Origin of the sequence: Pseudomonas sp. UBT (assembly GCF_050915955.1) — a bacterium.
GTDB classification, from domain to species: Bacteria; Pseudomonadota; Gammaproteobacteria; order Pseudomonadales; family Pseudomonadaceae; genus Aquipseudomonas; species Aquipseudomonas antarctica_A.
This window is the reverse complement of the sequence record NZ_CP168079.1, coordinates 1,406,635-1,418,811: the sequence shown is the minus strand read 5'-3', so window position 1 is coordinate 1,418,811 and position 12,177 is coordinate 1,406,635. Positions and strand designations below refer to the sequence as shown.

9 protein-coding genes are annotated in these 12,177 nt (G+C 61.2%); 5 read left to right on the top strand and 4 right to left on the bottom strand.

What is annotated here, in order from left to right:
• Positions 1-46: 46 nt before the first annotated feature.
• From ACDZ94_RS06495 to ACDZ94_RS06485, 3 genes are all read right to left on the bottom strand, one after another.
• Positions 47-748, bottom strand: a complete 702-nt coding sequence (locus ACDZ94_RS06495; RefSeq protein ID WP_053253947.1) for an SPOR domain-containing protein — start codon at positions 746-748, stop codon at positions 47-49.
• Position 749: 1 nt separating this feature from the next.
• On the bottom strand, positions 750-2,486 hold the full coding sequence (argS, locus tag ACDZ94_RS06490; protein ID WP_432751220.1) for an arginine--tRNA ligase: 1,737 nt from the start codon (positions 2,484-2,486) through the stop codon (positions 750-752).
• Positions 2,487-2,690: 204 nt separating this feature from the next.
• Positions 2,691-4,910 (bottom strand): primosomal protein N', encoded by a 2,220-nt coding sequence (locus ACDZ94_RS06485; protein WP_432751219.1) that lies wholly within the window; start codon positions 4,908-4,910, stop codon positions 2,691-2,693.
• 358 nt (positions 4,911-5,268) lie between these two features.
• Between ACDZ94_RS06485 and rpmE the strand changes: the two genes are divergently transcribed.
• Both rpmE and ACDZ94_RS06475 read left to right on the top strand, forming a co-directional pair.
• Positions 5,269-5,502 (top strand): 50S ribosomal protein L31, encoded by a 234-nt coding sequence (gene rpmE / locus ACDZ94_RS06480; RefSeq protein WP_064450303.1) that lies wholly within the window; start codon positions 5,269-5,271, stop codon positions 5,500-5,502.
• Positions 5,503-5,790: 288 nt separating this feature from the next.
• Positions 5,791-7,059: a malic enzyme-like NAD(P)-binding protein gene (locus ACDZ94_RS06475; protein ID WP_064450304.1), complete on the top strand. Its 1,269-nt coding sequence runs from the start codon at positions 5,791-5,793 to the stop codon at positions 7,057-7,059.
• 206 nt (positions 7,060-7,265) lie between these two features.
• Here the strand turns inward: ACDZ94_RS06475 and ACDZ94_RS06470 are convergent, their stop codons facing one another.
• Positions 7,266-9,728 (bottom strand): penicillin-binding protein 1A, encoded by a 2,463-nt coding sequence (locus ACDZ94_RS06470; RefSeq protein ID WP_407015984.1) that lies wholly within the window; start codon positions 9,726-9,728, stop codon positions 7,266-7,268.
• Positions 9,729-9,948: 220 nt separating this feature from the next.
• Between ACDZ94_RS06470 and pilM the strand changes: the two genes are divergently transcribed.
• Genes pilM through ACDZ94_RS06455 form a run of 3 tightly spaced genes read left to right on the top strand, consistent with a single transcriptional unit; the run spans position 9,949 to position 12,121 of the window.
• Complete coding sequence (pilM, locus tag ACDZ94_RS06465) at positions 9,949-10,605, top strand: type IV pilus assembly protein PilM (protein ID WP_221296023.1); 657 nt, start codon at positions 9,949-9,951, stop codon at positions 10,603-10,605.
• The gene (locus ACDZ94_RS06460) at positions 10,602-11,153 is read left to right on the top strand and encodes a PilN domain-containing protein (RefSeq protein WP_432751218.1); all 552 of its coding nucleotides are present in this window, start codon (positions 10,602-10,604) and stop codon (positions 11,151-11,153) included. Before pilM ends, ACDZ94_RS06460 begins: the two co-directional genes overlap by 4 nt.
• Complete coding sequence (locus tag ACDZ94_RS06455) at positions 11,150-12,121, top strand: pilus assembly protein PilP (protein ID WP_432751217.1); 972 nt, start codon at positions 11,150-11,152, stop codon at positions 12,119-12,121. Before ACDZ94_RS06460 ends, ACDZ94_RS06455 begins: the two co-directional genes overlap by 4 nt.
• Positions 12,122-12,177 lie beyond the last annotated feature (56 nt).

Below are 12,177 nucleotides of genomic sequence, written 5' to 3'. Positions count from 1 at the left end.
TCGCGAGCAAGCCCGCTCCCACATGGGGCCTACTGTGTTCTCAGAATCAGCGGCTCTGGCGTTGTTGTAACAACAGGTTACTAAAGCCGGCTCCCGCCAATTGTTTCTGCGCCACGGTCAGCTGTTCGCGGTTGCTGAACGGCCCGACCAGTACGCGATACCAGGTCGCGTCCTTCACTGTGCCGGACTCCACCGTCACCGCTTGGCCCAACAGAATGATCTGAGCCCGCACGCGATCCGCATCCGCCTGTTTCGGGAACGAGCCCGCTTGCAGGAAGAACTTGGTCACCGGCGCAGCCTTGGTGGTCGCGACGGGCGGCGGCGGTGGCGGGGTGATGCCGGCCAGAGCGGCCTGGGCACGCGCCGTGTCGATTTTCGCGGCTTCCGCTGGGGTCACCGGCGTGGTCGGCACTTGCGGCGTCGGCAGGGTTTTCTCCGGCACGGCGTCGGGCGGCACGATCACTTCCGATTCAGGCAGCAGCGTATAGAAGTCGTATTTCGGCTTCACCGGTGCTGTAGGGCTAGGCGCAGTTTTGTTGGCTTCGGCCATTTTCGTGGCCTTCTGCTGCTCTTGCTTGACGCGTTTGACGTCGTCGCCCTTGCCGGGCTCCAGCTTCATCAGAATCACCACAAACGCGCCGACCGCCAGGCCGATAGCCATCCATAGCCAGCCCGGAATAGGTTTCTTCGCCGGTGCCTGATAGCGGCTGGCGCCGCGCTTGGGTGCAGGTTTTTTCTTGGCAGCCAACTTACATACGCTCCAGAGTTTCCAGGCCTAACAGTTCCAGGCCTTGCTTGAGGGTCCGTCCAGCCAATGCGGCGAGGCGCAGGCGACTTTGCTTTTGGGCTTCTTCGTCGGCAGTGAGAATCGGGCAGTTCTCGTAGAAGCTGGAGAACAGGCCGGCGACTTCGTACAAATAGGTGCAGAGGATATGCGGCGTGCCTTTCTCGCCGACGCTGTTCAGCACTTCGCCGAATTGCGCCAGTTTGGCAGCCAGTTCCTGTTCATGCGGCGCTTCAAGATTGATCTGGCCTTCAACTTCGCTGAAGTCCTTGCCCAACTTGCGGAACACACCGGCCACGCGGGTGTAGGCGTACAGCAGGTACGGCGCGGTATTGCCTTCGAAGTTCAGCATCAGCTCGAAGTTGAAGCTGTAGTCGCTGGTGCGGTGCTTGGACAGGTCGGCGTATTTCACCGCGCCAATGCCCACCACTCGGGCGATGTTGCGCAGCTCGGCCTCGGCCAGTTCCGGGTTCTTTTCCTTCACCAGGTTGTAGGCACGCTCCTGGGCTTCGTTCAGCAGGTCGATCAGCTTCACGGTGCCGCCGTCACGGGTCTTGAACGGGCGGCCGTCGGCGCCGTTCATGGTGCCGAAACCCATATGCTCCATGTGCATCGGGTGGGTGACGAAGCCCGCGCGACGTGCCACTTCAAACACCTGCTGGAAGTGCAGGGCCTGGCGCTGGTCGACAAAATACAGGGCGCGGTCGGCTTTCAGCACGCCGCTGCGGTAGCGCACGGCCGCCAGGTCAGTGGTGGCGTAGAGGTAGCCGCCATCGGCCTTGACGATGATCACCGGCAGCGGCTCGCCGTCGGCAGTCTTGAATTCTTCGAGGAACACGCACTGCGCGCCGTTGCTCTCAACCAGCAGGCCCTTGGCCTTGAGGTCGTTGACCACGTTGATCAGGTCGTCGTTGTAGGCGCTTTCGCCCATCACGTCGGCCATGGTCAGTTTCACGTTGAGCAGTTCGTAGATTTCCTGGCAGTGCGACAGCGAGATCTCACGGAAGCGGCCCCACAGTTCCAGGCATTCCTTGTCACCGGCTTGCAGCTTGACCACCAGGCCACGGGCGCGGTCGGCGAATTCTTCGGATTCGTCGAAGCGCTTCTTCGCGGCGCGGTAGAAGTTTTCCAGGTCCGACAGCTCGTTGCTGGTAATCGGGTTTTCCTGCAGGTACGCCATCAGCATGCCGAACTGCGTGCCCCAGTCGCCCACGTGGTTCTGGCGGATCACGTCGTCGCCCAGGAACTCCAGCACCCGCGCCACGCCGTCGCCAATGATGGTCGAGCGCAAGTGGCCGACGTGCATCTCTTTGGCCAGGTTCGGTGCCGACAGGTCGATGGCCACGCGCTGCAACGGGCCGGCCTTGCGCACGCCAATGCTGGCGTCGGCCAGGGCCGCGTCCAGGCGCGAAGCCAGGGCCTGGGTGTTCTGGAAGAAGTTGATGAAGCCAGGGCCGGCGATTTCAGCCTTGGTGACACTCTCGTCAACCGGCAGCGCGGCGATGATTTTTTCCGCCAGGTCGCGCGGCTTCATGCCCGCAGGCTTGGACAGCATCATCGCGATGTTGCTGGCGAAGTCGCCGTGGGTCTTGTCGCGGGTGTTTTCCACCTGGATCGCCGGCGTCAGGCCTTCAGGCAACACACCTTCGTTGACGAGTTGGGTGAGGGCTTGTTGGATCAGCTGGCGAATGGTGTCTTTCATGGTGTTCTCTTTCGACCGCAAGCGGCGGCGCGCGATGCGCAGGTGGAAAAACTGGGCATTATCCGTGGCGAGGGCGGGCTTGCCAACCGTTCAGACGGGTTGGTAGACCTGCGGGCCTCATCGCGGGCAAGCCCGCGCCCACATTTAAGGGTATTCACATTTCAAAATGTGGGAGCTGGCTTGCCTGCGATAGCGATTTTGCAGTCAATACAAATCTACCGGGTCCACATCCAACGACCATCGCACTTGGCGGCCACTGGGCATTTGCTCCAGGGCAAGCAACCAGCTACTTAATAGCCGATGCAGCGGTGCGCGGGACGATGCCTGCAAGAGTAGCTGAGCACGGTAGCGCCCGGCACGACGTTCCATGGGGGCGGGCACCGGGCCGAGCAATTCGATGCCGGTCAGACCCAGTTCGCCCAGCAAACGTTCGGCGGCACTGCACGCCTCATCCAGAAAACTTTCCGCCTGCCCCGGTTTATGCGCTTCAGCCCGCAGCAGGGCCAGATGAGAGAAAGGCGGCAGGCCGGCGGAGCGGCGTTCGCTAAGCGCTTGTTCGGCAAAGGCAAAGTAGCCTTGTTCAGTCAGCTGTATCAGTAGCGGGTGGTCGGCCAGGTGAGTTTGGATAATGACTTTGCCTGGCTCTTCGGCGCGCCCGGCACGGCCTGCGACCTGCACGATCAGCTGCGCCATGCGCTCGCTGGCGCGGAAGTCCCCGGAGAACAAGCCCCCGTCGGCATCCAGGATCGACACCAGCGTGACGCGTGGAAAGTGATGCCCTTTGGCAAGCATCTGCGTGCCGACCAGAATGCACGGCTGGCCTTTCTGGATGGTGGTAAACAGCTGGTTCATCGCGTCTTTGCGCGAGGTGCTGTCGCGGTCGACCCGCAGCACCGGGTAATCCGGGAACAGGATGCCCAAGCGCTCTTCGGCGCGCTCGGTGCCCGCGCCTACCGGGCGCAGGTCGACTTTGCCGCATTGCGGGCAGTGGCGCGGCACACGCTCTACATGGCCGCAGTGGTGGCAGCGCAACTCGCCGTAGCGTTGGTGCACGGTCATGCGCGCATCGCAGCGTTCGCACTCTGACATCCAGCCGCAGTCGTGGCACAGCAGCGTCGGCGCAAAACCCCGGCGGTTGAGAAACACCAGCACTTGCTGGCCGGCGGCAAGGGTCTGGCCGATGGCCTGTTGCATCGGCCCGGAAATCCCACTGTCCAGCGGGCGACTTTTTACATCCAGGCGCAGGAAGCGTGGTTGCTTGGCGCCGCCTGCCCGCTCATTCAAGCGCAGGAGCCCATAGCGGCCGGTGTAGGCGTTGTGCAGGCTTTCCAGCGAGGGCGTGGCGGAACCCAGCACAATCGGGATGTTTTCCTGGCGTGCGCGCACCAGCGCCAGGTCACGGGCGTGGTAGCGCAGGCCTTCTTGCTGTTTATAGGAGCCGTCGTGCTCCTCGTCGATGATGATCAGCCCGGGGTTTTTCATGGGCGTGAACAGGGCCGAGCGGGTGCCGATAATAATGTCGGCCTCGCCGTCCCGCGCCGCCAGCCACGATTCCAAACGCTCACGGTCGTTGACCGCCGAGTGCACCAGGGCGATGCGCGCGTTAAAGCGTTGTTCGAAGCGCGCCAGGGTTTGCGGGCCCAGGTTGATCTCGGGGATCAACACCAACGCCTGTTTACCGGCCTGCAGGGTTTCGCGGATCAGTTGCAAATACACTTCGGTCTTGCCGCTGCCGGTGACGCCGGCCAACAGAAACGCATGAAAGCAGTCGAAACCGGCGCGAATGGCTTCATACGCCGCGCGCTGTTCGGGGTTCAGCGGCAGTTCGGGCTGGGCCAGCCAGTGTTCGTGGCGCGGGTCCGGCGCGTGCTTGCGGATTTCCACCTGCACCATGCCCTTGGTCAACAGCAGGTCGAGGCTGTCCTTGCTCAGCATCAGCTTGCTTAATAGCTGATGGGCCACGCCGTGTGGGTGTTGGGCCAGGGTCGCCAGGGCTTCACGTTGGCGCGGGGCGCGGGCGATGCGCGGGTCATCGAGGCGCGCACCGGGCACCATCGACCAAAAGCGTTCCTGGCGCGCTTCGGCCAGTTCGCCCTGGCGCAACAGCACCGGCAGCGCCCAGCTCAGCGTGTCGCCCAGGCTGTGCTGGTAATACTGGGCGGTCCACAGGCACAGTTTGAACAAGGCGGGCGGCAGCGGTGGCGTGGCGTCGAGAATAGCCAGTGCCGGCTTGAGCTTTTCGGCGGGCACTTCGCTGTGATCGGCGACTTCGATCAGGATGCCGATCATTTCCCGACGACCAAACGGCACGCGCACGCGCATGCCTGGCTGCAACTGTGCCCGCAGCACGCCAGCCGGGGCCCGGTAGTCGAACAGGCGGCGCAGGGGCGAGGGCAGGGCTAGGCGCAAAATGGCGTCGGGCACGCGGGGGTCTCATATAAAGGCAGGCGGTGGCTCAGGGGCGGGAGCCTAGCAGACCTGCTGTGGGGGTGTCCCGCGTTGTTCGGAATACGGCAGCTCAACTGTGGGAGCCGGGCTTGCCCGCGATGGCGGCTTGTCAGTCGCTAGATGGGGTGCCTGAGATATCGCTATCGCGGGCAAGCCCAGCTCCCACATGGACGCTGGTGTGTTGGGTTTTTCTGATGAAAGGGGCTTTTATGTGGGTAAACCACGGGAAGCGCTGCTTGCGCGTTTAAAAAGGTCTGGTAGAATCCGCGGCCTAATTACGTGCGGTATTCGACAATAGTGTCGAGTGGCGGCACGCTAGCCCGAGGAAGTCACCATGAAAGCCGATATCCATCCAGCGTACGAAACCATCGAAGTAACCTGCAGCTGCGGCAACAAGTTCGAAACGCGTTCGAACCTGTGCAAGCCACTGGGTACTGACGTATGCAACGAGTGCCACCCGTTCTACACCGGTAAGCAGAAAACTCTGGACACCGGCGGCCGTGTACAGCGCTTCGCAGATCGCTTTGGTACTTTCGGCAAGAAGCCTGCTGCTACTCCAGCAGAGTAAGGCTCAAAAGCCCTCTGGGTTTTTGCCGGCTGTTGAAAAAGGCGTCCCTTGTGGACGCCTTTTTTGTGCCTGTGATTTAGCAGCGCCGCTAAAAATCGACGTTTGAATAAAAAATTGTAGACATTTTTTATATCAATTGTGAACAGTTGGGCCCTTGTATCCCGTGGCTCTTGGCCGAAAGTCGTAGCGCAGGGCCCTTGACACCTGTGACTGCCCAGTCTTGTAGGGACTTTGCGACACGCGTATCCTCGGCGGTCCGTCGACCAACAGTAAAAGCGGAATGCCGATATGTCTGATTTGAAAACTGCCGCTCTCGAATATCATGCCCATCCTCGTCCAGGAAAGCTGAGTGTAGAGCTCACCAAAGCCACTGCCACCGCCCGCGACCTGTCGCTGGCCTACAGCCCTGGCGTTGCCGAGCCCGTACGTGAAATCGCCCGCGACCCCGAACTGGCGTACAAGTACACCGGCAAAGGCAACCTGGTTGCAGTGATTTCCGATGGCACCGCGATTCTCGGCCTGGGTAACCTCGGCCCATTGGCTTCCAAGCCAGTCATGGAAGGTAAGGGCGTGCTGTTCAAGCGCTTTGCCGGCATCGACGTTTTCGACATCGAAGTCGATTCCGAGAGCCCGCAGGCTTTCATCGACACCGTTAAGCGCATTTCCATCACCTTCGGTGGCATCAACCTGGAAGACATCAAGGCACCTGAGTGCTTCGAGATCGAAAAGGCCCTGATCGAACAGTGCGACATTCCGGTATTCCACGATGACCAGCACGGCACCGCGATCGTTACTGCGGCCGGCATGATCAACGCCCTGGAAATCGCTGGCAAAACTCTGGCTGACGCTCAGATCGTCTGCCTGGGCGCTGGCGCTGCGGCCATCTCCTGCATGAAGTTGTTGGTGAGCATGGGCGCCAAGCTGGAAAACATCTTCATGGTCGACAGCAAGGGCGTTGTTCAGTCCGAGCGTACCGACCTGAACCAGTACAAGGCGATGTTTGCCCACGCCACTGACAAGCGCACCCTGGCTGATGCCTTGAACGGTGCAGACGTGTTCGTTGGCCTGTCCGGCCCGAACCTGCTGAGCGCTGAAGGCCTGAAGTCCATGGCGGCCAACCCGATCGTGTTCGCCTGCTCCAACCCAGACCCGGAAATCTCCCCGGAACTGGCGCACGCCACCCGTAACGACGTGATCATGGCCACCGGCCGTTCGGACTATCCGAACCAGGTCAACAACGTACTGGGTTTCCCGTTCATCTTCCGTGGTGCCCTGGACGTTCGCGCCAAGCGCATCAACGAAGAGATGAAAGTAGCTGCCGCCAACGCCCTGCGTGAACTGGCCAAGCTGCCGGTACCTCAGGACGTATGCGATGCCTACGGTGGTGCCCCGCTGGCGTTCGGCCGTGAGTACATCATTCCGAAACCAATGGATAAGCGCCTGATCACCCTGATCTCCGATGCCGTGGCTAAAGCTGCCATCGAGACGGGTGTGGCCACCCTGCCGTATCCGAAGCACTACCCACTGCAAAGCGTGGATGATGTGTTCAACGGCTAAGCTGTTGTAACGCACCAACAAAAAGCCCCGGCTCTCACGAGTCGGGGCTTTTTTGTGGCGATTCGCTTGGGCCTGGTGGCGCTCCAAGGGTGGGAGCGGGCTTGCTCGCGAACGCGGTGGGTCAGTCGCCAGGTTCATTGACTGACACTCCGCTTTCTCGAGTAAGCCCGCTCCTACATTGGATCTGCGTTCAGGCGCAGACCGAGTTAGAAGAGATCGATCGGCGCCGCCTCATCCGCCGGCAGCGGGCTGCCCGGTGCGGTGCCGTTACCCAGCTCGTTGACCGACGGCGGCGTGTCTTCACTCTTGAACAACTCGAAGTACGCATTTGGCGTGCTTGGCGAAGCCGCACGGCCACTCACCGGATCAATCCGCAGGCTGAGAATGCCTTCCGGCTCAGGCTGGGTGTGCAGCGGCTTGTCTTTCAAGGCCGCGCCCATGTAACTCATCCAGATCGGCAGGGCGACGGTGCCGCCAAACTCGCGACGACCGAGGCTTTCCGGTTGGTCGTAGCCGGTCCATACGGTGGTCACGTAGTCAGCGTTGTAGCCGGAGAACCAGGCGTCCTTGGATTCGTTGGTGGTACCGGTCTTGCCTGCAATGTCTGCACGGCCCAAGGCCAGGGCGCGACGGCCGGTACCCTTCTTGATTACGTCTTCCAGGATGCTGTTGAGGATATAGGTGGTACGGCCATCCACGACACGTTCAGCAACCGCAGGTGTTTGTGGCTCGGTTGGCGCAGGGGCGTTTGCGGCTGGTGCTGCACCGGGTGTTGGCTCAATGGTGATGCCGCCGTTGCTGGGTGCGGCGATGCCATCGGGTGCTGCAACACCGTTGACCACATCACCTGGCACGCGTGGCGGGTTGGCGGTGAACAGTGTGTCGCCATTGCGACTCTCGATCTTGTCGATCAGGTACGGCGTGATCTTGTAGCCGCCGTTGGCAAACGTGCTCCAGCCTGTGGCGATTTCCATCGGCGTGAGGGTCGCGGTGCCGAGGGCCAGGGACAGGTTGGGTGGCAGGTCCGACTTGTTGAAGCCGAAGCGCGTCATGTAGTCGATAGTCTTGCCAACGCCCATCGCCTGCAGCAGGCGGATCGACACCAGGTTACGCGACTTGTACAGCGCCTCGCGAATACGGATAGGGCCGAGGAACGTGTTGGTGTCGTTCTTCGGGCGCCAGACCTTGTCCAGGTACTCGTCGACAAACACGATCGGCGCGTCGTTGACCAGGCTGGCAGCGGTGTAGCCATTGTCCAGTGCAGCACTGTAGACGAACGGCTTGAAACTCGAGCCCGGCTGGCGCTTGGCTTGGGTGGCGCGGTTGTAGTTGCTTTGTTCGAAGGCAAAACCACCGACCAGGGCGCGGATCGCACCGTTCTGTGGGTCAAGAGACACCAGGGCGCCTTGAGCCACAGGGACCTGGCTGAATTTCAGGCTGTCGTCTTTCTGGCGTTTTACGCGGATCAGGTCACCCACCTGCGCGACATCCGCCGGCTGCTTGGGCATCGGGCCCATGCTGTTGGTGTTCAGGAAGGGGCGCGCCCACTTCATGCTGTCCCACGACACATGGCCTTCACCGGTGCGGGTCAGTACTTGCACGCCATCTTTCGTCACTTGGGTGACGATGGCCGGTTCCAGGCCGCTGATTGGGCGCTGTTTGCTCAGTTCGGTGGTCCAGGCGCTCAGGGTTTTGCCGGGCAGGCGTGATTCGGGGCCGCGATAGCCGTGGCGCTGGTCATAGGTGACGAGGCCGTCATGGACTGAGTTGTTGGCGATGTCCTGCAGGTTGCTAGGAACGGTCGTGGTCACGCGGAAGCCTTCGGTGTAGGCCTCGCTGCCATAACGACCGACCATTTCGGCGCGCGCCATTTCAGCGATGTACGGTGCATTCACTTCCGGTGTCGGCACGTGGTAGCTGGCATTCAACGGCTCGGCTACGGCGCTTTCATAGGCGGCCTGGTCGATCTTGCCCAGCTTGTACATGCGCCCCAGGATCCAGTCGCGACGCTCTTTGCTGCGCGCAGGGTTGGCCAGTGGGTTAAAGCGTGACGGGGCCTTGGGCAGGCCTGCAATCATTGCCATCTGCGCCAGGCTGGCGTCACGAATCGACTTGCCATAGTAAACCTGGGACGCCGCTTCGATCCCGTAGGCGCGGTTGCCCAGGTAGATCTTGTTGACGTACAGCTCAAGGATTTCGTCCTTGGTCAGCTGACGTTCGATCTGCAATGCCAGCAGGATTTCAGTGGCTTTACGCGAAAAGCTGCGCTCGCTGGTGAGGAAGAAGTTCTTCGCCACCTGCATGGTGATGGTGCTGCCGCCGGACTGAATGTGTCCGCTTTTTACCAGCTGTGTGGCTGCACGCACCAGGCTGCTGGGGTCGACGCCGTAGTGATTGGCGAAATTATCGTCTTCAGCCGACAGCAGCGCGTTGATGAAATTGGGTGGAATGTCGGCGAAACGGATCGGTGTGCGGCGCATTTCGCCGAACTCCGCGATCAGTTTTTCATCGCTGCTGTAAACCCGCAAAGGAATCTGCAACTGGATACTTCTGAGCGCCTCTACGGAAGGCAAACCCGGACTAAGGTAGAGGTAGGCACCGCTGAGCACGAGCAGCAGCCCGCAGACGATCGCGACAATGGAGTACCCGAAAAACTTCAGCAGACGAATCAAGGCTTTTGGATTTCCAGAGAAAAGAATGAGTTAGGCGTCGGGGCATGCATGGCAAACGATGGATCGACCCGAGCTGCAAATAAAAAGCGGGAAAAAACGCTGGGCATTAAAGCATTTTCGGCTTGGGGCGTCATTCGTACCCGTTAAACAAGTCGACCGAATGCACGACACCCGGCCGCAATCAGGCGGTATGACAGGCAAAGTTTTGGGGAGTTTTATGAGAAAGGGATTTTTCAGGCGAAAAGCCAGCACCCTGCTGGGCGTCGACATCAATGACACAGGCATCAAGCTGATTGAGCTGGGCCATTCAGTCGGTGGTTACAGCGTTCAGTCTTATGTTACGCAGGGGTTGCCTGCCAATGCCGTAGTCGATGGCACGCTGTTGGACCTCGAGGCGATAGCGCGGACGTTGCAGCAGGCGTTATCTCGGTTGCATACATCCGCCCGGCAGGCAGCTGTGGCAGTCTCGGGCCCATCGGTCATCACACGGGTGATTGAAATGGACGCGGGGCTCAGTGACGAGGAAATGGTCTGGAAGATCCAGATGGAGGCCGACCAGTACATTCCTTACCCGTTGGACGATGTCGCCATTGATTTTCAGGTCCGTGGCCCTTCGCCCCAGGGCTCGGCGCGGGTCGAGGTGTTGCTGGCAGCCTGCCTCAAGGAGCAGGTCGAGGCCCGCAAAGCGGTTTTGGCCCTGGCCGGGTTGGCGGCACGGGTGGTGGATGTCGAAGGGTTTGCATTGGAGCGCGCTTGCAGTCAGGATTTCGCCAGCTTCACGCCGGGCTATCGCGTTGATGGCGCACAGTGGGCCGTGGATGCCCATGGGATGGGAGTTGCTTGCGGGTTGGCCCTGAGGAGTTTCGCTGGATGACACGAATCAATCTTTTGCCTTGGCGCCAGGCGCTGGCGGAGCGGCGGCGCAAATACTTCCTGATATTTCTGCTGGCGTTCGCCGGTGTGGCGCTCGCGGCGGTTTGGCTGGCGGACCAGGTCATCGATCAGGCTATAGACCGTCAGGTGACGCGCAACAATCACCTGACTAAAGAAGTCGCCGTTCAGGACTCCCGCATCAAGACCATCGACGACTTGCAGGAGCAAAGCCAGCAACTGGCTGCGCGCATGAAGGTCGTGCAGGACCTGCACGAATCCCGCTCGGCCAGCGCCCAGCTATTGGACCAGTTGGCCCGTGCGGTGCCGGATGGGGTGCATCTTCACGAGGTTGTAGCCAAGGGCAACACCGTGAGTGTCAGCGGCAGTGCCGAATCCAGCCAGGATATCGCCCAACTGATGCGCCGCCTGGAGGCGTCTGAAGGTGCTCACGCCACTCGCCTGCAACATGTGCGTGCGGAGGCGCAAGGTGGCGGCAACGCCTTTCAATTGATGGTGCGCCAGGGGGAACCCACCGAGGCCCAGCCATGAGCCTGCCCAGGCTCGACTTTTCCACGCTCGCTTACAACGCTGCTAAATGGCCCCTGCCGGGCAAGGTTCTGCTGGGCTGCGCGCTGGCAGGTCTGGTGTGGGTGGTGAGCAATGGTTGGCTGCTGGCCCCGGCAGGCGAGCGGCTGCACACGTTGGAAACGCAGGCAGTGGCGCTGCAACAGGAACTCACGCAAAAGGCTGGCTTGGCAGACAGTCTTGAGGAACGTGCCCGTCAGGGGCAGGTGATGCAGGAGGCGGTTGGCGGGCTTTTACGCCAATTGCCCGGCGAGTCGGATATGCCTGGTCTACTCGAAGCCATTGCTCGGCTGGCGGCGGCCAACGGTGTGGTGGTCGAGGGCGTCACGGTCCTGGACGAACTGCCTCTGCCGTTCTACATCGAGGAGCCTGTTCATGTTGGGGTGTTTGGCGCCTATCACGACCTGGCGATGTTCGTGAGTGCCTTGGGCGGGCTGTCGCAGATGGTCACGGTGCACGATGTTGCGCTTCGGTCTGATGGGCCGTTACTGCGTCTTGAGCTGCTGGCCAAGGCTTATCGCGGCAGGTTGCCTGGCGGCAAGCCTGAGCGCGTTGTCGAGCCGGTGGCGCGATTTGTCTACGATGCGACCTCTTTGCGTGATCCGTTCCAGCCCCCCGCCTCGCAGGCCTATCACGCGCCTGGCCAGCCGGCACGTGCCCCGGACTTGGCCCGTAAACGTGGAGTGTTGGAAGGTCTGGCCCTCGATCAAGTCGAAATGGTCGGCACCTTGTCCCGCGGCATGCAAACCTTCGTCCTGCTGCGCGCAGCATCGGCTGTGCACCGGCTGGCGGTTGGCGATTACCTGGGGCCCAACCACGGCCGGGTCACGGCCATTCATGCAGGCCACATTGAACTGGCCGAGCTGTTCCCGGATGAGCAGGGCGCATGGCTGGAGCGCTCCCGAACCCTGGTGTTAACTATCAACTCATAACGGAATCCAACAATGAAAAGGACTTTCTCGTCCTTCGGTGTGGCGCTATGGATAGC

Coding starts and splice junctions, on each gene's coding strand:
- argS (WP_432751220.1), bottom strand. CDS start 2,486: ATGAAAGACACCATTCGCCAGCTGATCCAACAAGCCCTCACCCAACTC.
- rpmE (WP_064450303.1), top strand. CDS start 5,269: ATGAAAGCCGATATCCATCCAGCGTACGAAACCATCGAAGTAACCTGC.
- ACDZ94_RS06475 (WP_064450304.1), top strand. CDS start 5,791: ATGTCTGATTTGAAAACTGCCGCTCTCGAATATCATGCCCATCCTCGT.
- pilM (WP_221296023.1), top strand. CDS start 9,949: ATGAGAAAGGGATTTTTCAGGCGAAAAGCCAGCACCCTGCTGGGCGTC.
- ACDZ94_RS06460 (WP_432751218.1), top strand. CDS start 10,602: ATGACACGAATCAATCTTTTGCCTTGGCGCCAGGCGCTGGCGGAGCGG.
- ACDZ94_RS06455 (WP_432751217.1), top strand. CDS start 11,150: ATGAGCCTGCCCAGGCTCGACTTTTCCACGCTCGCTTACAACGCTGCT.